We start from the raw sequence: 23,406 nt of genomic DNA, 5'->3' as shown, positions 1-23,406 counted from the left end.
CAACTGCAAACCTATAAGCGGGCCACGTTAAAAAAATTAACAAAAGCTAATTAATGCTGTTGTCCGTAAGCTATTCTTTTACGAATACGGCTAAGCGAAACCGGCGTAACCCCTAAATAGGTAGACAGGTATTTATCAGGCACCCGGTTAGCTATATCCGGTTTTTCGTGAATCAGTTTAAGGTATCTTTCTGTAGGCGACAGCAGCACAAAAGATTCTATTCTATCTGTTGCTTCCTTTAGCATATCTACCTGGAAGATAGATCTGTAGGCGCCTATCGAAGAGTTTCGGTCGGCCATTTCCTGCACCAGGTTATAATCCGTTTCCGTAAGCGTGGTATCTTCCAGGGCCTGGAAAATAAAACGGGAAGGCTTTTGCCACATGATGGTATCATACGAACCAACAAATTGGCTTTCCCAGCGTATTAATACTGTTATTTCGTCGCCATTGGGCTTTAACTGGTATGCCCTCATCAGGCCCTTTTTTATGTGGCCCATCTTTGTGGAGGCTGTTCCTTCGTGAATATAAATTTCTCCCGCCCGTATTTTTTTTGTTTTTGCTGTTTTAAAAAGCCTGTATATATCAATAATATTTACTCCCTTTAAAATAGAAATATAAAATTGAATATCTTCCTGGCTAAGCATAGCCAAAGATACGCTGACGCTATTTAAATTGACATCAATAGAATAATTTTATTTAAAAGCGGTTGAATAATCTTCCCGTCACCTATAGGGGAATAGAACATGTGCTCAACCAACTACCTTTTGGCAAAGCGATGTTTTTATTACACTTGTTTATCGGCCATCACCTGCTCATACATCTGGTCAAACGGCTTGTTCTTCAGCTCGATGGCTACGCCCGAGTTGCGTTGCTCGCAAAAGCGGAGCATTTCAAAGCAATCAATTAAAATGTTATCATCTACGCCTTTAAAAGTCATTTCCACAACTTTGCCCGATATCTTGTAATATTCCTCCAGCGCGCGCAGTCCTTCTCCGGTTATTTTAATGAGTTTGGCACGTTTATCGTCTGGCGATGTACGCTCGTCAATTTTCTTTTCGGTTATCAGTCGGTTAATCACCTCCATACCGGTGGTGGTTTCGGCAAACATGTAGTTGATCAGGTCACTTTTTCGTACCTCGCCTAAATGATTAAGGCCATTAAGATAGTAGAAGCTTTCGGCAGGGGGGAGCGCAATATGTTTTACCGCCGCACGAAAATAAAGGCTATAGGCACTCATGATGCGGCCGATGGTCTTTAACAGGAAGGCACCATTCATAATGCGTTCGCCTTTTTTACCCGGATGTTTGGGCTGCGGTCGTTGTTTTTGCAGGTAGTATCTGCAAAATGTTTCAACGGTATGGTCCGCACTTACCTCCTCAAATTCCGACCAAGCTTTAATTAATTCGACTACGGGCTTCATGATGTTCCTATTTCGGCATAAAAATAAAAAAATATTTCTAAAAAGTTTTATTTATTCCTAAATGGTAATATATTTGAAAAGTTATTTCGGATTGGTAGTAGTTGAATTGAGGCATTAAGAAAGGTTTACATTTCTTTAATTTAGCGAAGAAATAAAAAGAGTTTAGTTTGGAGCTATTCAATTTTTTTCAAAATCCTGTAAATTCCGATAAATCCTTAAATCGTGTTAAAATGTTTTTGATTATCAATCGTCCAATAAAGTAGCGTTTATTTGTAATATATTTTTACGGCATCTAATATAACTTGCATATGCAACCCAATAAAACCAAACCAAATCAAAAAACACCCGGCGTATTCAGCCTGTTGAAGCCATACCTGGGTTGGGTTACGCTATTATTAGTGTTTTCTGTAGCGGCTACGGCAATTAACCTTTGGCTGCCCAAAATAATTGCCAATGGTATTGATGCCTACACCCATCACCAGTTTGTAGTTAACGATGTGATTAAAAAGTTTTCACTGGCGGCAATACTGGTGTTTATTTTCAGCTCTATCCAGAGTGTGATACAAACTTACTCGTCAGAACTGGTAGCGAAGGACTTGCGCGAAAAGCTGGCAGATAAAATATCGCGCCAAAGCCATGCCTTTATCGAGCAGGCCAATCCATCAAAACTGTTAACTAATCTTACGGCCGATATTGATTCTATAAAGTTATTTGTATCGCAGGCGCTGGTATCAATAGTTACGTCGATTATAACCATTGTTGGCTGTAGCGTAATGCTGCTCACTATTAACTGGCGTTTGGCGCTGGCTGTTATTGTTATTATTCCCATTATAGGTGGTACGTTTGCTTACGTTTTGAAAAATGTGCGGGCGCTATTCATGAAAAGCCGCGGGGTAATAGATACGCTTAACAAAGTTATCAACGAAAGTATTTTAGGGGCGGCACTTATCAGAGTTATTAACTCGCAACAGCTGGAGTTTAATAAATTTTGGGCAGCTAACACCGAAGCCAAAAACTACGGTTTAAAAATCCTGACTTTTTTTGCCGGGTTAATTCCTATAGTAACCTTTACCGCCAACATGGCCGGGTTAACCATTTTAGTAATGGGCGGGCATTTTGTAATAAACAGCACCATGAGCCTTGGTAGTTTCGCGGCGTTCAACAGTTATTTATCGCTATTGATATTCCCCATATTTGTGCTTGGTTTTATGAGCAACCTGATAGCACAGGCCAGTGCATCATATACCCGTATCAGCGTTGTTTTGGATGCACCGGATGTTGCCGAAGGGGGCGATTTAAAAGATGCACTTCGCGGCAATGTGGAGTTGAAGGATGTATCAGTCGTTTATGGACAAAAACTGGCGCTTAAGGAAATATCGTTAAAAGTTACCGCTGGGTCAAAAATTGCCATTATAGGGCCAACATCCGCAGGTAAAACCCAATTGCTTTACCTGCTAACCGGGCTTATCAATGCAACAAGCGGCGAGGTTTTATATGATGATAAAAGCATAGCGGCTTATGACAGTGAATCCTTTCACCGGCAGGTAGGCTTTGTTTTCCAGGACAGCATTATATTTAATATGAGCATCCGCGAAAACATAGCTTTCAGCGATACAGTTACCGATGAATCGTTGCAAAAGGCTATCGACACCGCGGAGTTGAAGGACTTCATCGGCAGTTTGCCCGAGCATTTGAATACCATTGTTTCCGAACGTGGTTCCAGTTTGTCGGGCGGGCAAAAACAACGTATCATGCTGGCCCGTGCATTGGCGGTTAACCCTAAAGTTTTGTTACTGGATGATTTTACCGCCCGGGTAGACGGCAACACCGAGAAAAAGATCCTTGCAAATATTCAGCAAAACTATCCGGGTTTAACGTTGATATCAGTTACCCAAAAAATAGCCTCTGTTGAACATTACGACCAGATAATTTTATTGACGGAAGGCGAAATTGTAGCCAGCGGTGTACATGACGACCTGATGAAAACCAGTACCGATTACGTACAGATATTTAACTCGCAACAAAGTACAAGTAATTACGAATCGGTTAAGTCCTGAGTATTAAGTTGAAAGTCTTGAGTCTTAAGTCGGAAGTAAAAAACTTCCTTGGAGTCACGACTTAAGACTTCGGACTTAAGACTCAGAACTTCTAAATAAGTATCACAAAAAATATTATCAACAAATGAATTACGATCTTAACCAGCTTGGTAAAACTGCGCCAAAAACATCAACCTGGGCAGGCCTGCGGAAGCTGATCCAACTGATATCGCACGAGCAGCGAACGCTCATTATAGCGTTAATAGCCATCCTGGTCAACTCCACGCTGAACCTTCTGGGCCCCTTCATTATCGGCCATACCATCGATAATTATGTGCTTCATAAAAATTTTGATGGCGTTATACACAACGCCATTTTATTACTTTGTATGTACACCGCGGCCTTGTTTACCAGCTATAAGCAAACTACGCTGATGGGGGGCGTGGGGCAGCGCATGCTGTTTACGTTGCGTAACGCGATATTTAACAAACTGCAGCAATTGCCGGTCGGTTTTTTTAATCAAAACAAGGCGGGAGACCTTATATCCCGCGTAAATAATGATACAGATAAACTGAACCAGTTTTTTTCGCAATCGCTGATGCAGTTTATCGGTAATATATCTACCATGGTAGGGGCGGGAATATTTTTGCTTGTCATCCACATTGAATTGGGTGCGGCAGCATTAGCACCCGTTTTAGTGATCCTGTTACTTACTGTTGTACTATCGCCATGGGTTAAAGCTAAAAACGCTGCCAACTTAAAAAGTACCGGCGGCTTAAGCGGCGAGATCCAGGAAAGTTTAAATAACTTTAAGGTGATTATCGCTTTTAACCGCCGAGATTATTTCAGGAAGCGATTTGCTATCGCCAACGGTGAAAATTATGAAAAGGCCATCGGCGCGGGATTGGCTAACAACGTTTTTGTGCCGGTTTATGGCTTGTTTGCCAGTATAGCCCAATTGATAGTGCTTACATTTGGTATTTACCTTATTACTCATAAACTGTATGGTAGTCAATCATTGTTTACCCCAGGCGCTCTTATCGCTTATTTGTCATACACCACCTTGTTCTATAACCCACTGAGGCAACTTGCCGCTTTATGGTCAAACTTCCAGACAGCCATGGCTGCCTGGGACAGGATCTCGCAGATATTATCTCTGGAGAGTGACCTGCCGCAAATAGCGGTTGGCATAACCGAGCCTAATGCAGCATTACTCGAGTTCAGGAACGTGCATTTCAGTTACGATGAAAGCAAAGAGATATTGCATAACATTAACTTTAAGCTGGAGCGGGGTAAAACCTACGCACTGGTTGGCCCAACAGGTGGCGGTAAAACCACTACGGCATCATTAATAGCCCGCCTGTATGATCCATCAAAAGGATTGGTACTGCTGGATGGTAAAGACATCCGTACCTATACCGCTGAAGAACGCAGCCTTAAAATAGGATTTATTTTACAGGAACCGTTTTTATTTAGCGGCACTGTAAAGGATAACATCCTGTACAGTAATGATATGTACAAGGAGCATACCAACGAACAGTTAGAGAAAGTGATTACTGATGCCAACCTGGGTGGCCTGCTGGCTATTTTTGAGAACGGGCTGGAAACTCCTGTACTTTCAAGCAGCGATAGCATTAGCCTTGGCCAAAAACAACTGATAGCGTTTATGCGGGCCGTACTGCGTAATCCGCAGATATTGATTTTGGACGAAGCCACCGCCAACATTGATACCATTACCGAAAAACTACTGAGCGATATCCTGAACAAACTGCCCGAAACCACCACCCGCGTAATCATAGCCCACCGCCTGAACACTATTGAAAATGCCGACGAGATTTTCTTTGTAAACTCCGGCGAGGTGATACGTGCAGGTGGCTTAAATGAAGCGATTGATATGCTGCTGCATGGGAAGAGGGTGAGTTAGGTAGTAGAGTTAAGAATCAAGAGTCAAGAATCAAGACAGGAGCTTGTTTCATTGTAGGTAGCGAAACACATTGAGCGAAAGTTTTAAAAGTTACATTGGTCTTCCTGCTGTGTCATTTCTGCCCATCGTGCAAAAATAAGTTTTGCATAATCGATATAAAAGAGACCATAGCTTCCAATAGCGTATCCGTCGTTAACCTCTACAATCAAAAATCTTCCATCTGCTGTTAAACCGAAATCAATAGCGTAACCGGCGGGTGCATTCTTATATGAATTAACTGCTTCTTCTATAATTTTATAATCATACTGGTTTCTCCAGTCTCCCTTGTACAGTTTTACACCGAGTATTTCCTTGTATCTTACAAAGACCCTCCATTCGCTTATAAACTCAACAGGTTCAGAAACCCATATTGGTACATCGCCCTCTATATCACCGCATCCGATTAAATCATAAGTAGTTTTAATATGCCTGCCCGTGAATTTTTTAAGTTTATGCCTGGGTTTCACAAATACATTCCACAATTCGGGATTATTTGCAATCTTATCTATTGTAGATTCGGTTATTTTCCTTCCATAAAATTTCGAAAGGCAACCAGGGTAGTCAATATGTTCAGGGATTTCAAAGTCTAATTTATTCAAGGCAGTTTGCACGAAGCTTATGCTGCCAAAGAAGATGTTGTGCGGGGATACGGCAAGATCGTCAAAGTGCTCTACTTCGATGATTTCAAACCCCATGTGATAAAAAGCTTCAATTCCCGTTACCACAGTGATATTGCTTACTTTTCCTCTGCTGATTTTTTCTGTATATAGTTTCACTGAATTCTGGGGATGTAGATTAAGGTGGTAGTATTTGTGATGGAGATCATTGCTCGTTTTTACAACCGGTGTACTATTAGTAGTGGTCTCTATTACAGTTTTTAACGCCTCTGCTAAAAGATGATATCTACCGGGCCGAAAGCTTGACGGCCGAGATTGATATGGCCAAGTTACTATATATAGGTCGTAAATACCAACCGGTCGTATACCTAATTTAAGCTGGAAGGTAAGTTATGAATACGATCAGTTGCGGCGCGCTAAATTCGCGGGAGCAAAAGATATTTCGCCGTAGCATTCTCCATAAGGTTGTTATATTTATGCAAATGATTTTGGGATACAATGGCAGGTAAAATTAAAAGTGACTTTGAGATAGTTACGGCCGAATCGCGCAAATTGGCTATCGCCTGGCATCATGGCTTTATCAATTACGACCACCTTTTTGTAGCCATGTTGCAAAATAAATGCAAGGCTACAAAATACTTAGGGCATTGTGATTTGGATTATTGGGAAACAAAAATAAAAGCGTTGTATCCTGCAACCGGCAAGCAAACACTGCGACATTCAATGCCTTTAACGGTAGAGGCCGAACGTGTTGTAAAGGATGCTTTCCAAATATCGGGCATTGATGATTTTGCCCCAACCAATACCATACACCTGCTGCTGGCTATTTTAAGTTATGATAATGAGGTAAGCAAGGCTTTTTGCCAGGCTGGGATATTAATTGAAGATATTACGGGAGCCGAATTTAAAAAACCGGTAAAACGGTTTCCATCTCCTGTACAAGCTGTTCGGGAAAAACCATATAGCAAAGCAGAACTCTTTTTTTTGTCAAAAGCATCGAAAAAGAAGCGGGTTGACGCTTTGTATCGAAATGCCCTTAACTTTTATTTTTATGGGCAATTTGATGATGTTTTAAAAATATGCCTGATAGGTTTAAGTCTTTTGCCCAATTATATGCACTTCAAGGTGTTAATGGCTTTCGCCAGCCAAAAGCTGCGTGATTTCGATTTAGCATTGTCGCTAATGACTGAATTGGCAGAGCTTAAGCCCGATGATACCGATTTACGACTTTCATTATCACTTCTGTATGGTATGATGGGAAGGTACGGGGAGTGCGGCGAGATGTTAGCCGCTCTTTTGCAGGTACAGCCGGATAACGTATCGTTTTTAAATAACAAAGGCTTTAACCTGCAATTGCAGGAGCGTTATGCAGAATCGGTGCCTTTATTTGAGCAGGTTATACAGGCAGATCCTTCAATTGCCTATGCCTGGAATAACTTAGGTTTCTCGAAGTTCAGGCTGGGAGAGAAGGAGCAAGGGCTTGGCATGATTAATAAATCGCTTGAGCTGGATAAGGGAAATTCTTACGCGTACAAGAACCGAGGTATTGTTTTGATGGAGCAAGGACACAAAATTGAAGCAAAACAAAACTTTATACTTGCCCTGAAATTTGGCTACACCGAAAACTATGGTGATGAAGTGGAAAAATTGTTGCACAGCCTAAGCCCTCAGGATCCTGATTAAACGTTGCTGAAACGCAAAATAACCCGGATGATAGTTCATCCGGGTCATCCAATTTTTCAACAATGGGCTACTAAAAAGAAACTCATTTTAACTCAGCCGCGAAACCACCATTACGTACCATGGTGATGGTCATTTTATCGCCGGCTTTTACCTGTTTGGTTTTACGGCGGTAATCCATAGCCTGGCTACCGGCGTTTATGCCATCCTCAAACCATGTTATGGTATAGGTTTTGTCTTTATCCAAAAAATCGAAATTCAGTTCCAGTTCCCTGGTTTTTTCTTTGCCATTGGTTATGCCGCCGATAAACCATTTTTCGCCTTTGCGTTTGGCTACCACTGCAACCTGGCCGGCATCTGCAATTAATGCCCGGGTTTCGTCCCAGGTGGTGGGCACGCTGGTTATAAATTCGGTACAATCGGCGTTGCGGTAGTAAAGCGATGGGTTATCGCACAGCATTTGTATGCCGCTTTCAAATACCACATACATGGCCAGTTGGTTAACCCTGGTGCCTATGGCAGCTGCATTGGGGCGTTGTGCGCTGTAAACGTTGGGCTGCATGTTTATCATGGCCCCCGGTGTAAAATCCATAGGGCCTACGGCATTACGTATAAATGGCAGGTAGGTGCTGTTATCGGGCGAGCAGCCACCCATTTGTTCAAGGCCGCGTACGCCTTCGTACGATATGAGGTTTGGATATTTATATTCGAGCCCCGCAGGTTTAAAGGCACCATGAAAATCGACAAAAACCTGGTTCCTGGCCGCTTCTTTAACTACATCTTCATAGTACTTTACCATCCATTGGTCGCTGCGGTCCATAAAATCAATCTTAACGCCTTTAACGCCCCACTCATGAAAGGTTTTAAACAAATCCATATTATTATGTACTGTAAGCCAGGTGAGCCATAAAATGATGCCCACATTTTTTTCCTTGCCATAACGAATTAGTTCTTTCAGGTCTACTTTAGGATTAGGCGTGTACGGGTCGGTTGTGCTTTTGGCCCATCCTTCGTCCATCACAATGTATTTAACGCCGTATTTGGAAGCAAAGTCGATATAGTATTTGTAGGTATCCAGGTTATAGCCCGAAACAAAGTTTACATCGGGACCGTAAGGGGTGGCATCGTTCCACCATTCCCAACTGGCCTGGCCCGGTTTAATCCACGTTGCGTCACCAATAACACTTTTTGACGATAGCCTTAACGTCATGGTATTTTCTAACAGTTGCTTATCGTTTTTAGTTATTACAAAATACCGCCACGGAAAATTACGGGTGCCGGATGTTTTGGCAATATAATCTGCCGATTTTAAGATCTTCTGGCTCCGGTCGCCGTCGGGGCCAAATTCCAGCGGAACCTTCGGAAAGGTAGCTTCGGCGCCGTTGCTGCCTGTACCTTTTAAAAACATACCCGGATAATCGGAAAGGTCGGCTTCGCTGACCAGTATTTTATAGTTTTGTTTGGTATCTATCAACACCGGCAGAGTCGACATTTTGTCGGCCTCTTTCCATGCAGCCGATGAAACGTGCGTATAAGCATCTTCATAGGAGGTTTTAAAGCCACCCGGCTGCTGCAGGGTTAACGCGTAATCTTCAGGGAAGTTTATACCAAAATCCTCGCTCATTACCGTTATATCGCCCTTTTTTGTGGTGGCAAAGCGGTAGGCTATCCCATCATCAAAAGCACGGAACTCTACAGAGTAGTTTCCTTTAAAGTTTAACAGAACAGCGTTATAAACGCTTTTAGCGGTCGAAAATTTGAGGGAGATGTATGGTTTGATGGTTTCTTCGCCGTGTATACGCTTTGAGTTCAGAAGTTTGGGGTTTTGGCCTAAGGTAACATCATTAAGATTAAGCCCCAGGTGGCTTTTGGTTAGCAGTTCTTTACCGTTGCCATATACGGAGTAATAAATTTTGTCGCCGGTAGTTATGGTTACCTTAAGCTCGCCATTTGGCGATGTCAGATCAATAGGTTTGCCCTGGGCAAATAGCCTGCCCGTAGCGACAGATAACAAGATAAGGCAACATAGATATTTTTTCATAAAACAGGATAATGGTGTAATTGGGTTTATTTATAAATGATGGTATTATTGGTATATTGATGTAAGCATTGGTAGTGCTAATGGTGCACTGATAACTTAAGGCAGGCAATGATAACGACACATTACCGGCCATTTTTTATCAATAACCAAAGTTAATCTTATGTCGCGAATATAAAACCCTGCCAGTGGCTGCGCAATGCCGGTTAATCGCCCTGGTGCCGGGGATAGCGGGGCTCATGGGCCGCTTTTTTGAAGCTGGTACAGCTGGCAATAAAAATAGCTTCTGAATAGTAATTTGCTGATAGTTTGAGTTTTAAATAAACCTCCAGGTGCTATAGGATGATGTCCCGCTCGGTTTTAATAACAAGCCTCTGTAAAACTTTCATGGTGCGCTTCGATACCGAAATGTATACGCCGACAATAAATATGTACGATTTAACAAAAATGGGAATAGGATAATTTATCCTTTTGCCGTATTACCTGCGATAACCATGTGCCTTAAATTGCACAACTTCATCGTTTTAGTAAATTTGTACATAACAAAACAAGGGGCGTTTATCCATGACGATAAATGCCCCTTGTTTGATTACAGAAAATATTTTTTAGGTTGTTTTTTTATACTAATTTATTGATATATAATAAATTAGTATAAAATTAACGGATGTTGAAGTTGTGGATAAGATGTTGTGTAGGCATTCCTAAATTGATTGCAAAGGTGCTTGAGGGGTACTTGAAAAGTGCATCACCGGTGATGGTTTAAAAATTCAGGCAATCGGGGTAAGCCCGGTATTACAGGGATATACACCCGATAATACCGGCTTACAAAATAGTTGTCGGATTAACACTAAATAATTGCATAATTATTTTTACACTTGCAAATAAACTCTAACTAAATTATGCAGAAGTATAGCGGCCAGAAACGCATTTTAGTGGCTACCGATTGTATCATTTTTGGATTTGACGGCTGGAATATCAAATTATTGCTGGTTCAGCGTGGCCTTGAGCCCGAAAAACATAAATGGAGCTTGATGGGTGGCTTTATTCAGCCCTCAGAATCGCCGGACGATGCCGCTAACCGTGTTTTAGAGCTGCGTACCGGGCTTAAAAATGTGTACATGGAGCAGTTCCGCGTATTTGGCAGCCCCGACCGTGACCCGGTTGAACGTACGCTTTCTATAGCTTATTTTGCGTTGATAGATATTCACCAGTACGAAAAACAATTGAGTGAAGAATATCACCCGGAATGGTTTTTACTGGATGAAATGCCCGATTTGATATTTGACCATGCCCAAATGGTTAGGTTGGCACTAAGGCAGCTGCGCTATAAAGCAGCGCTTCACCCGATACTGTTTCAGCTTTTGCCCGAAAAATTTACCATCCCGCAATTGCAGGCGCTGTACGAAGGGGTTTATCAAACTAAATTCGACGATAGGAATTTCAGCCGTAAACTGTTATCAACCGGCTTGTTGGTTAAGCAACCCGAAAAGGATAAGCTATCCTCAAAAAAAGGAGCGTTTTATTATAAGCTCGATCAATCGCACTACGAACAAAATTTCGAGTCATTTTTAAACCTTGTACCAAACCCCGAGAAGTTTTTTTAAGGATTTGAGTATCCGGCCTGGCAGTTTCAAAGTTCGAGATACCGGGTTTTTCAGACTGTTTTTTTTGATTTTTTGCGCAAAATATCCTCATGTTGTTTTTGTGTAAATAAATGCACTTTTTGTTTCAATAAATAGCATATTTATGATTGAAAAGTTGAGTTTAATTGCCCTGTTTTACCCGTTTGTGCATGAATAAACTGCGGTTTTGAAAATATAAAAAGATGCTTATAAATTTGTATGGTTTACCCACAAATAAAAGCGGTTTTGCAAACCCCGATTTGCGGAATTCGCCTTAATTTGTGGGAATTGTTTTTTATAAATTTTGACCATCCATACCAGGCAATATAGGTCCGGTTTTTCTCGTTTCTCCGCAATTTTTGTTAAAAAACGCGCAAAGATTAAAACTTTATATAAATTTACTTTTCATACCGATTATTGAACCAATTTATTACCTAAGTTTTTGCCATGCCCGTTGGAGTGTTGTATGTTGATGATGAGATAAATAATTTAAATAGTTTTAAGGCGGCGTTTAGGCGAAGTTTTAATATTTATACAGCACAATCGGCAGCCGAGGGGTTCCAGGTGCTGCAAACTTATGAAATAGGCGTTATAATTACCGATCAGCGTATGCCCGTTACAACGGGTATCGAATTTTTAGAGTCAATTTTACCTTTGTATCCCGATACTATTCGCATACTTTTAACAGGTTTTTCGGATGTTAATGCGGTAATGGATGCAATTAACCGCGGGCAGGTTTACAAATACCTGGTAAAACCCTGGCAAAACGACGAACTAAAAATTTATATTCAAAATGCTATAGAAATATATGAGCTACGACGGGAAAATAAGGAGCTAACCTATAAATTGCAAATAGCAAACCTCGAACTGGAATCGCTTCATAAAACCGGGGGATAATTTAGGTAGGTTTAACGGGCATCACACTACATATTAATTATCTGTACATGTTTAGTATTTCAAATCTTACATTTCAAAGCTAATATTGACATGAAAACGATTTGCAAAGCTAATTTGTGCGATTGTTTATGTTTAACAGTACTTAATAGTCTCAAATCTCGAATCTCATATCTCGCATCTGTTTCTCTTTTTTTATTGTGTTTTAATTCAGGTGCAAACGCGCAAAATGGTTTTTCAAACCAGGGTACCGAATTTTGGACGGTTTATATGGATCATATTGATCCACCTACAACAAGCGATCCTAATGGTACTGTAAGTAAAATGGATCTTTACATTACCGCCGATGTAAATACCAGGGTAACGGTTGCCATTGCCGATGGTACTTTTTCGCAAAGCTATGATGTTGTTGCACGGCAGATACTTACTGTTGCAATACCCGCAAGCGCATTTATCGATCAACAGGGATTAAGTTTAAAAGGTATTCACATTACAGCCCAAAAACCGGTTGCCGTTTATGCCCATATTTTCGCTCAAAGCGTTTCGGGCGCCACACTTTTACTGCCTGTAAATGTGCTGGGTAAAGATTATCTTTCTATTAGTTACACCCAGCAATCCAATTCGCTCAGCAGCGAAAAAAGGCCGTCTTATTCCACATTTGCAGTTATCGGTACCGAAGATAATACTACGGTAGAAATAACACCAACCACCTACCTGCTTAATGGCGAACTTCCGGGTAAGCCTTTTACTGTAATTTTAAACAAAGGCCAGGTGTACCAGGGACTGGCAAATAATGATTTAACAGGTACGCGCATCCGTACTATAAGCACACAAGCAGGCACATGTAAAAAAGTGGCTGTTTTTTCGGGCAGTTCAAAAATACTTATCGGTTGTATAACCAAAAACAATACATCTGATAATCTTTTTCAACAGGTTTATCCAACGGCAGCCTGGGGCAAAAATTATATCACTGCGCCCCTAAAAAGCCGCTATTATGATGTTTTCAGGATCGTTAAAAGCGATGATAACACAACGGTAAACCTGAATGGTACTAACCTTTCACCGTCGGATTTTGTAAACGGACGTTATTACGAGTTTAATTCAACCAGCCCCAATGTTATTAAAGCCGATAAACCTGTACAGGTTGTGCAGTATGCCGTAACTCAATTTAAAACAATTAACTGTATTGATACCGCGCAGGATATAGGCGATCCTGAAATGATTTATCTTAATCCGCTTGAACAAACGCTTGATCATGTCACCTTAAATTCAACCGGTAATTTCAGGATTGCCAATAACTATATTAATGTAATTATTAAAACAGCCGCCGTACCCACCTTTGCGCTTGACGGTAAGCCGTATACTGAATTTACTCCGGTTAGCAATAATCCAGCTTATTCATATGCCCAGATATATGTTTATAATGGCGTTCACCACATTAGCGCATCCGATGGTTTTAACGCCATTGCGTATGGCTTCGGCAACGCCGAATCATACGGTTACGCCGCGGGCACCAACTTGAAAAATTTAACCCAGTTTATAGCGCTGGATGACCCCAAAACCAATACTGCTACGTTAAATGGCTGCTCTGGCGTAACCTACAAAATACAATTAACCCTTCCTTACAAAACAACGCACATCAAATGGGATTTTAAAAATGGTATTACTTATAATGATAGCAACCCGGTTGTAAAATCAACGTCGGTAAAGGGCGGGCAAACATTATATTTATATGAGTATGCAGCCGACCAGGTTTATAAAGCCGGCGATTACTCTATATTGGCAACTGTATTTAACCCGGTTGCCGATGAATGTGGTTCGGACGAAGATGTCGAGCTCGACTTCAACATCTCGGACCCGCCTGTTTCAAAGTTCAACTTTTCGGGAGTATGTTTGGGCGATACCACATTTTTTAGGGATACATCGGCAACTAACGGCCGCGAAATTAAAACCTGGTTGTGGGATTTTGGCGATGGGCGCACCGATGTAGTACAAAACCCGTCGCATTTGTATACAAAGGCTGGCAATTACACAGTAAGGGTTACCATTACCAACGAAAATGGCTGTGCCGATATATCGGATGCTGCTACGGTGAATATCAGTAATTTGCCTGTGGCAAACTTTGAGGTAGCTGCATCCGGATGTCCTGCACAGGATATAACTTTTACCGATCAGTCTGTTGCCGGCGATGGTACAATTTCAAAATGGATATGGGATTTTGGAGACAGTACGGCAGTTGTAATAAAAACAGATAAGTCTCCTTTTACACACGTTTACCCGATTGGGGGCACTTACAATGTAAAGTTAACCGTATTGAACGCCAACGGATGTGCAGGCCCGGTTAAACAAAAAACAGTAGTGATAACCCCACTTCCTGTGGTTGATTTTATTTTGCCCGACGCGTGCGTTGCTGATTATGTTCAATTTAAAGACAGTAGCATTATTGCCGACCACACGGAGGCCGATTTTATTTACCATTGGAATTTTGGCGACATTAACGCCACCGCTGCCAATAATATATCTGCTGAAAAAAATCCCAGGCATCATTATACCCAGGCGCGTGATGACTACCAGGTGACTTTAACAGTAACTTCAAAATATGGCTGTAGCTATACCAAAACCAAAACCTTTGTAGTTAACGGCGATATTCCTAAAGCAAACGTGGTGTTAAAAGATCCATCAGCGGTATGTAGTAATAAAGAAGTTTTCTTTGAAAACCGGTCTTCGGTTAACTTTGGTAACATAACCCGGCTGGAGGTGACTTTTGATATGGGAGATGCTTCCTCGTTACAGGTGTATGAACATCCAACTTATGGGCAGCAACTGCGCTACACTTATCCCATATTTACCGATGGCGACCGTACTTTTAATGTGCATGTAGCAGCCTACTCGGGTGGCGTTTGTGCCAATATTCAGGAATTTCCTTTAGTTGTAAAAGCTACCCACCTTATTACTTTGATGCAGGTGCCGTCAATTTGTCCCGAAGCCACACCCGTACAGCTTGCGCCTTTAAGTATAGTAGGGCAGCAGGGTAGTGGGGGGTATTCAGGTAAGGGCGTAAGTAGGGCTGGCTTATTTGATCCGGCTGTTGCCGGTACAGGCACTGCTGAGGTAAGCTATATTTATACTACTCCCAATAGCTGTCCTGATACTGTGAAACAACAAATTATGGTATACCCATCACCAACAGTAAGCTCAGCCGGGGCACCAACTGTGCTTGAAGGTGCTACAGTTACCTTGAATACATCGGCGACGGGCCATAACCTGAGTTATAAATGGTATCCTGCTACAGGCTTAGATCATGATGATGTATTAAATCCGGTTGCGAGCCCTACAGAAAATACCAGTTACCGGTTAACTGTAACATCAGCAGATGGCTGTTCGAGCTCGGCTGATGTTATGGTGAAGGTTTTAAAATACCTGGTGATACCCAATGCATTTACGCCTAATGGCGATGGCAGAAATGATGTTTGGGATGTGAAATATTTAGATGAATATCCTAACAATACGGTCGAAGTGTATAACCGGTACGGTCAAAAAGTATTTTCATCAATTGGCTACCCTGTTCCCTGGGATGGCAGATACAAAGGGAATTACCTGTCGCCGGGCACTTATTATTATATTATCAATCCGAAGAACGGCCGTAACGTGGTGTCAGGAAGTGTAACCATAATTAGGTAGATGTTTAAGAATGCTTTATATTTATAGGGTCGAAATGAGCCTGTAAATTATACAGGTACAGTGAGCCTGACCTGCATGAATAAAATTTTTACCTTAATAAACCTTTTCCTATTTCTCTGTTGTTTTGCTTGCCGCGTTTCGGCCCAAATTACACAAACTGTTACAAGTGGTTCAAGTACGCAGGTTATTAATTTCCCGGGTGCGGGTTGTGTTTTTGATTGGGAAAACGATAATACTTCTATTGGTTTATTGCAAAACGGTACCGGCAATATTCAGGCCTTTACAGCTATCAACACCGGCAAGGTGGGTGTTAAAGCAACCATTACGGCGGTGGCGCAGCCTACAGGTTTTGCTTACATACCTAATATGGGCGATGGAACCGTCTCTGTTGTGGATCTGACAAGCAATAAAACGGTTTCGGCAATAAGTGTCGACAAAGATCCCGTATGGGTTACCGTGAGCCCGGATGGAAAAACGGCATATGTATCAAACGAAACTGCACAAAGTATAAGTGTTATTAATACTACAACAAATAAGGTCACAACAACAATCGCCACCGGCGGAATAACATTAGGAACAGTAACTAGCCTGGATGGTAGTAAATTGTACGTAGCCTGCACCGGCACAAATAATTTACTGTTAGTAAATACTTCCGATAACAGCATCATTCAAAAAATAGCATTAAACGCATCGCCATTTGGTATTACAATGAGTCCTGATGGCAGGTTTATATATACCGCCAATCTTAACGACAATAACATTTCTGTTGTAAGTACAGCTACAAACACGCTTATTACAAATATAGCGGTTGGCACAAGCCCATCGGCCCTGGTATTAAATCCTGATGGTAGTCGGTTGTATGTAACCAATCAAGATTCAGGTTCTATATCTATTATTAATACATCCGTCAATCAGGTAATTGATACGTCGGTCACCGGCCAAACTTCTGCGGATATAACCATAAGTTTGGATGGGCAATGGCTGTACACTACTAACTTTGTAGCGGGTACAGTTTCTGTTATCAGTACGGCCTCAAATAAAATTGTGAGCAGTATCAATGTTGGCGATATGCCTGTCGGGATATCTATTAGTTCGGGCGGTAGCAGATTATATATTTCCAATCAAGGTTCCAACAACGTTAGTGTTATCAATACCTTTACCAATAAGGTAATTGCAACGGTTGCGGTAGGTGCATCGCCAAACGGGCAGGGGCATTTTATAAAAAATGGACTGAATTGCACTGATAAGCCACTTCGCTATTATATAAACGTAAACCCAGCCGGGCTGCAACCTTCAATTTTTGCAAGCGCTGTAACCGGCAACATTTCCTCGTGTGCCGGAACTGTTTCGCAAACCCCGGCTTTGTTACAATTTAAGTTGTCGGCCAGTAATCTGGCCGAAGATATTGTTGCCGTAGCCCCGGCTGGTTTTGAATTTTCGCTTTCGCCAAATACGGGTTATGGGACAACGTTGTTAATAACCCCTGATAACGGAAGTGTTGCAGAAGAGGTAATTTATATCAGAAGTAGCGCCGCCGCAGCGGTTGGTAATATATCCGGAGATGTGATTCTGACATCAGGATCTGTAAAAGAAATGGTACCCTTAACCGCCACTATTAACCCGCTGCCAACCGTTGATAAAGTGCCGGATCAGGTAAAATCAAACGGCCAAACCACTGATGCGGTTAACTTTAGCGGAAATGGGAACGCTTTTTTATGGAGTAACGATAACCCTGCGATTGGGCTGCCTGCAACGGGAACGGGCGACATTGGTGCGTTTACCGCAGTTAATACAGGCAAAACTCCTATAACAGCAAAAATTAAGGTAACGCCCTTACTTGCGGGTTTTGTTTTTATGGCCAATTTTAACGGCGGAACCGTATCCATGATCAATACGGCTACTAATAAAGTGATGTATACGCTAACTGCAGGTGCAAATCCTATTGGTGTATCGGCAAATCCAAAGGGAACAAGGGTATATGTAACAAACTTTAGTTCAAATAGCATTACTGTTATCGATGTTGCTTCTCATTCCGTATTAGCAACCATTACGGTAGGAAAAAGTCCTAACGGTGTAACCGTAAGCCCGGATGGCAGTAAGGTATACGTATCCAATAGTAATGATAACAGCCTGTCGGTAATTGATGCCGCCACAAATGAGGTTGTTGCTACGGTTAAAGTTGGTAATTATCCAATTGGAATTACGGTAAGCAAGGATGGTAGTAAAATATATGTAGCTGACGATCTGGCTAATAAAATAACAGTGCTCAATGCAGCCAACAACGCGTTTATAAAAGATATCCCTGTTGGCAATGGTCCATCAAATACCGTTTTAAGTCCGGATGGTGGCAGGTTATACGTTGCAAATAGCAGCGGGAATTCAATTTCAGTTGTTAATACTTTAACAGACGATGTGATAGGCACCATTGCTACCGAATCAATTGTATTGGGGCTGGCAATAAGCCCTGACGGTACCCGCCTGTATGCAAACAATAACCCGCCAACAAACTCGCTGGTATACGTTTTTGATACTGGCAACTTTACCACGTTAAATAAAATCGCTATTGGCTCGGCAACCGAGGGATTAGCCATCAGCCCTGATGGCAGCAGGGTTTATGTATCCAATATTTACAATAATTCGGTGAAGGTTATTGATACCCAGACAGAGAAAGTTGTTGCTGATGTCCCTGCCGGCCAAGGCCCAAGTTCTGTAGGTAACTTTGTAACAGCTGGTTCGCCTTGTGATGGCGAGCCCATAACTTTTACCATAACCGTAAAGCCGACAGCCGCGCCAACCATTGTTGCCACAGGTACTTTAGTGGCAATCACATCCACTTATGGTAGCCCTTCTGCAGCGCCGCCCAGTTTTGCCGTGTCAGGCTCGGATTTAACTACCAGCATCCTTGTTACGCCACCGGAAGGTTTTGAGGTTAGTTTAGATGATGTTAACTTTAGCCCCGTGCTAACAATAGGGGGCCAGGGAACTGTTGCCCAAACAATTATTTATGTGCGCCTGGCGTCAAAAACAGATGTGGGTAGTTACGTAGGCGATATTGTATTAACCAGCAAAGGTGCTGGCAATGTTGTCGTGGCTGCCACCGGAACAGTGAAGCCGGCAACAGTAACTATAACAGCTAATACCGTACATAAGGTATATGGAAATACACTTACAGGCGTTACAGGTTCAACTGCATTTACTCAAACAGGTTTGCAAAACTCAGAAACAATAGGCAGTGTAAGTATTGACTACGGGCAGGGTGCCGCAGCCGGCGATGCCATTAACACCTACATAGGCTCAGTAAAGGCATTTTTAGCTGTTGGCGGAACTTTTAAAGCCAGCAATTATATAATTACCTACTTGCCAGGTGATATCGTGGTCGACGCTGTTCCTGTCATTTCGGCAACCGGAACACTACAACCCTTGGTTACTACTTATGGCACCCCGTCGGCAACAACCAGCTTCACGGTTTCGGGTGCCAATTTGTCGTTGGGTATTTTGGTTACGCCACCTGTGGGTTTAGAGGTGAGCACAGATAATATTACTTTCACAAAAACTGTCACTATAGGGACAAGCGGTTTGTCTACATCAACAATTATATACTTTAGGCTTGCCTCCGTTACAAATGCAGGCAGTTATCCCGGCAATATTGTGCTAACCAGCCAGGGTGCATTAGATGTAAATGTACCGATGGTTAGCAATACGGTGAATAGGGCGCCCTTAATTATTACTGCAAATAACGTAAACAAAACCTACGGCGATGCCTTGAGTGGTGGCACCGGTTTTACTTCATTTACATGGGTTGGCTTGCAAAATTCCGAAACTATAGGAAGCGTGTCTGTAACTTATGCATCCGGTGCGGCCGCAACAGATAATGTGGGCGTATACAGCGGTTCGGTATCACTGGATTATGCAGTTGGCGGAACGTTTAAAGCCACTAACTATAAAATTGACTATGCCCATGCCGATATTATGGTGAATAAAGCAAATTTAACCGTTATTGCCAATAGTAAAAACAGAAAATACGGCGAGCCAAATCCCGATTTAGATATAACTTATATCGGTTTCAGGAATTTTGATGGTATTTCGCAGCTGACGGTATTGCCTTCTGTAACAACATCAGCTAATGTATTGTCGCCTGTTGGGCAATATGTCATAAAGGCGGGCGGAGCTCAGTCTGGTAATTACGATTTTACTTATATTGATGGTGTGTTGACTGTAGAGCCTGTTAAACTTGATATTGTTATACCGAATGCATTTTCGCCAAATGGTGATGGTAGCAATGACATTTGGCAAATTAAAAACCTGGATGCTTTTCCGGGCTGTACGGTTAATATATTCAACCGTTATGGTGCAAAGCTTTTTTCGTCAGTTGGTTATACTGTTCCCTGGGACGGGAAATATAATGGTATTATAGTTTCATCCGGAACTTATTACTATGTTATCAATCTTAAAAACGGAAGCAGCCCAATGTCGGGCTATGTAATTATTGTTAGATAAAACAGTGTGTAAATATGGAAACGTTTTGCCTTGAAACTCCCGGTTAATGGTGCTGGCGAGCCCGAATTGGGATACAAATTATAACAGATAAAGTTTATATGTCGATATTTTATCAAATTATATCGGTGCTTTATACAATAAGATACCGAGAAAGATTATATTCGTCAATCAGTTACAATGTCCCGTGGAATGGTAGGTATAAAAGAAATAAACTACCTTCCGGAATTTATTATTATATAATAAAACCCTAGAAAGAACGTCAGGTTACGTTGGGACCTGTAACCATTATAAGTTAAATTAATGAAGAGAATTTTATACGCGATTGTTTTTTTTATTGCCGGTGCACAATTTGTTTATGCGCAGCAAAAGCCCCAATACACGCAATATATTTTTAATAATTACCTGCTAAACCCGGCCCTAACCGGGATTGAGAATTATACTGATGTTAAAGCAGGCTACCGCAGCCAATGGACTGGCCTTGAAGGTGCGCCCACAACCGGTTATTTAAGCATCAACGCGCCCATTGGGGATAGGTTTGTACAGGGCGATGCTACGGCCTTCCCGGCAAGCGGCGGGCTTAATCCTTCAAGCAGGCTGTATACGCAGCAGTACCAGGCTGCAGAACCCCACCACGGTATTGGCTTAACCTTGGTATCCGATAAAACAGGCCCCATAAGCCAAACAACTATCGATGCTACGTATGCTTATCATTTAGGGCTTACCGACAGGTTAAACCTGGCGGTTGGTGTATCGGCGGGGGTAAGCCACAACGTGCTCGATCGCGCGGCACTTCATTTTGGTGGGGTAGATGATTCTGATCCCATCCTGGCCAACCTTAACACTAATCAGTGGAAACCCGATTTGGGTTTTGGAGTTTGGGCTTATGCTTCTGATTACTTTTTTGGTGTATCGGTGCAGCAAATATTGCCGCAAAGCTTGTATGTAACCGGATCTTCATCGCTAAATAAAACAGTACCTCATTACTTCTTTACGGCGGGCACCAAGCTATTTTTGTCTGATGATGTTACACTTATCCCGTCGGTATTGGTTAAGGTGATACAACCGGTGCCTACTACCTTTGATGTAAACATGAAAGTATCGTTCCAGGACAAGTTTTGGTTAGGCGGCTCATACCGCCGCAGCGATTCTTTTGCGGCCATGGTTGGTTTCAACCTTAGCTCATTTATAAATGTAGGTTACTCTTATGATTTTACCACCTCGGCCCTAAACACCGTGAGTAATGGATCGCACGAAATAGTTATAGGAATCCTGCTTAATAACCGTTATAAAGTTACCTGTCCACAGCATACCTTTTAGATGTGCAGATGACAGATTTCAAATGTGCAGATTGGACTCCGTTATAAAAATTCCCCGATTGAAATCAATCAGGGAATTTTCTGTTTTACTGTTTTTGTATTTTTTTCGTCTGCACATCTGAAATTTGCACATCTGCACATCTGCACATCAAACTATAATTCTCTGCGTAACCTTGCAACCGGGATATTCATTTGCTCGCGGTATTTGGCTACGGTGCGGCGGGCTATGTTATAGCCGGCATCTTTTAATATATCGGTCAGTTTTTCATCGGCAAGCGGATGACGCTTGTCTTCTTTACCAATATGCTCTTCCAGTATTTTTTTAACTTCTTTATTAGATACCTCTTCGCCGCTTTCGGTCTGAATAGCTTCAGAGAAAAAGGATTTTAACAGAAATGTGCCAAACTCCGTTTGAACGTACTTGGAGTTGGCCACGCGCGATACGGTACTGATATCCATGTTTATCCTGTCGGCAATATCTTTCAGGATCATCGGTTTAAGGTTTTTATCATCACCTGTAAGGAAAAACTCGTACTGATATTGCATAATGGCATTCATTGTTTTAAGCAATGTTTGCTGCCGTTGTTTAATGGCATCAATAAACCATTTGGCCGAGTCGAGCTTTTGTTTTACAAACTGCACGGCTTCCTTTAGTTTTTTATCCTTTTGTGATGCCTTATCGTAATGTTGAAACATCTCCTGGTATGAGCGACTTACGCGCAGTTCAGGCGCATTTTTGGAGTTTAAGGTGAGTATCAGCACCCCATCGTTATTGATGATGTGAAAATCAGGTATCACCTGCATTTGCTTGGTGTTAATCTCGTTACTGTCGCCTGGCTTGGGGTTAAGTTTTAAAATCTCGTTTATAACGCCACGCAACTCATCCGAATCCATGTTTAACGATTTTTCCAGCTTATCGTAATGTTTGCGGGTAAATTCGTCAAGGTATTGCTCAACAACAATAATTGCCTTTTTTATGATAAGGTCATTAGGGTCTTTTTTACGAAGTTGAATTAGCAGGCATTCCTGCAGGCTGCGTGCGCCTACGCCGGCCGGGTCAAAGTTTTGAATCACTTTTAACATGTCTTCAACTTCCTCGTCTTCGGCCATTACGTTTTGCGAGAAGGCAAGGTCGTCGGTAAGTGACATGATAGGGCGGCGCAGATATCCATCATCATCAAGGCTGCCAATAATTTGTTTGCCTATTCTGAAATCCTTATCGCTTAGCGGCAATAGGTCAAGCTGGAGTTGCAGGCTTTCAAAAAACGAGCTTTGTACAGCAATAGGGATTTCTTTTCGCTCATCCTCGTCATCGCCATTTTGGTCATATCGCGATCCGTAATCATTTACATTGTCGTCCTGTAAATAATCGTCTATGTTAAACTCATCCATTTCGCCCTTTTCTTCATCGCCATTAAAGGTATCTTCGTCGGGGTCGCGGTCCGGGTATTCTTCAACAGGCTCATTCAGGTTTGTTAAGCTCAGATCTTCGAGTGCGGGATTTTCTTCCAGCTCTTCTTTAATACGGGTATCAAGGGATACGGTAGGTACCTGCAGCAATTTAATAAATTGAATTTGCTGTGGGGATAGCTTTTGTAAGAGTTTTTGTTGAAGGTTCTGTTTTAGCATAGTTAAGACGTGT

At 42.0% G+C, this 23,406-nt stretch carries 13 protein-coding genes; 8 read left to right on the top strand and 5 right to left on the bottom strand.

All coding sequences use genetic code 11. The features are described 5' to 3' along the window. Positions 1 to 50 precede the first annotated feature (50 nt). Both AC1DU2_RS22495 and AC1DU2_RS22490 read right to left on the bottom strand, forming a co-directional pair. Positions 51 to 644 carry a Crp/Fnr family transcriptional regulator gene (locus tag AC1DU2_RS22495; protein WP_477387026.1) on the bottom strand — a complete coding sequence of 198 codons (594 nt, stop codon included), beginning with the start codon at positions 642 to 644 and terminating at the stop codon, positions 51 to 53. Between the two features lie 140 nt (positions 645 to 784). Then, positions 785 to 1,420, bottom strand: a complete 636-nt coding sequence (locus tag AC1DU2_RS22490; protein WP_477387023.1) for a MarR family winged helix-turn-helix transcriptional regulator — start codon at positions 1,418 to 1,420, stop codon at positions 785 to 787. A 308-nt stretch (positions 1,421 to 1,728) separates the two neighbouring features. Between AC1DU2_RS22490 and AC1DU2_RS22485 the strand changes: the two genes are divergently transcribed. Further along, positions 1,729 to 3,477 carry an ABC transporter ATP-binding protein gene (locus tag AC1DU2_RS22485; protein ID WP_477387021.1) on the top strand — a complete coding sequence of 583 codons (1,749 nt, stop codon included), beginning with the start codon at positions 1,729 to 1,731 and terminating at the stop codon, positions 3,475 to 3,477. 124 nt (positions 3,478 to 3,601) lie between these two features. Further along, positions 3,602 to 5,380, top strand: a complete 1,779-nt coding sequence (locus AC1DU2_RS22480) for an ABC transporter ATP-binding protein (protein ID WP_477387019.1) — start codon at positions 3,602 to 3,604, stop codon at positions 5,378 to 5,380. Positions 5,381 to 5,463: 83 nt separating this feature from the next. Here AC1DU2_RS22480 and AC1DU2_RS22475 read toward each other — a convergent pair whose 3' ends face one another. Continuing rightward, complete coding sequence (locus AC1DU2_RS22475; protein ID WP_477387017.1) at positions 5,464 to 6,195, bottom strand: ATP-grasp domain-containing protein; 732 nt, start codon at positions 6,193 to 6,195, stop codon at positions 5,464 to 5,466. Between the two features lie 339 nt (positions 6,196 to 6,534). Here AC1DU2_RS22475 and AC1DU2_RS22470 point away from each other — a divergent pair, with 339 nt between their 5' ends. Next, the gene (locus AC1DU2_RS22470) at positions 6,535 to 7,719 is read left to right on the top strand and encodes a tetratricopeptide repeat protein (RefSeq protein WP_477387015.1); all 1,185 of its coding nucleotides are present in this window, start codon (positions 6,535 to 6,537) and stop codon (positions 7,717 to 7,719) included. Between the two features lie 82 nt (positions 7,720 to 7,801). Here AC1DU2_RS22470 and AC1DU2_RS22465 read toward each other — a convergent pair whose 3' ends face one another. Continuing rightward, entirely contained in the window at positions 7,802 to 9,757 is a 1,956-nt protein-coding gene (locus AC1DU2_RS22465) for a glycoside hydrolase family 97 protein (protein WP_477387013.1), read from the bottom strand. A gap of 896 nt (positions 9,758 to 10,653) precedes the next feature. Here AC1DU2_RS22465 and AC1DU2_RS22460 point away from each other — a divergent pair. From AC1DU2_RS22460 to AC1DU2_RS22440, 5 genes are all read left to right on the top strand, one after another. Beyond that, complete coding sequence (locus AC1DU2_RS22460) at positions 10,654 to 11,358, top strand: NUDIX hydrolase (RefSeq protein WP_147059327.1); 705 nt, start codon at positions 10,654 to 10,656, stop codon at positions 11,356 to 11,358. 465 nt (positions 11,359 to 11,823) lie between these two features. Continuing rightward, positions 11,824 to 12,273 carry a response regulator gene (locus AC1DU2_RS22455; protein WP_477365725.1) on the top strand — a complete coding sequence of 150 codons (450 nt, stop codon included), beginning with the start codon at positions 11,824 to 11,826 and terminating at the stop codon, positions 12,271 to 12,273. Positions 12,274 to 12,468: 195 nt separating this feature from the next. Then, positions 12,469 to 15,951, top strand: coding sequence for a PKD domain-containing protein (locus AC1DU2_RS22450; RefSeq protein ID WP_477387011.1), 3,483 nt, complete (start codon positions 12,469 to 12,471; stop codon positions 15,949 to 15,951). 75 nt (positions 15,952 to 16,026) lie between these two features. Then, the gene (locus tag AC1DU2_RS22445) at positions 16,027 to 20,448 is read left to right on the top strand and encodes a beta-propeller fold lactonase family protein (protein ID WP_477387009.1); all 4,422 of its coding nucleotides are present in this window, start codon (positions 16,027 to 16,029) and stop codon (positions 20,446 to 20,448) included. 300 nt (positions 20,449 to 20,748) lie between these two features. Beyond that, positions 20,749 to 21,765 (top strand): PorP/SprF family type IX secretion system membrane protein, encoded by a 1,017-nt coding sequence (locus AC1DU2_RS22440; protein WP_477365716.1) that lies wholly within the window; start codon positions 20,749 to 20,751, stop codon positions 21,763 to 21,765. A gap of 152 nt (positions 21,766 to 21,917) precedes the next feature. Here AC1DU2_RS22440 and rpoN read toward each other — a convergent pair whose 3' ends face one another. Beyond that, a complete protein-coding gene (gene rpoN, locus AC1DU2_RS22435; RefSeq protein WP_477365713.1) occupies positions 21,918 to 23,393 on the bottom strand; it encodes an RNA polymerase factor sigma-54 in 1,476 nt (491 codons plus the stop codon). Positions 23,394 to 23,406: the final 13 nt, after the last annotated feature.

The organism is Mucilaginibacter sp. P4_C11, from assembly GCF_056402115.1.
This window is presented reverse-complemented; position numbering and strand designations above follow the sequence as displayed.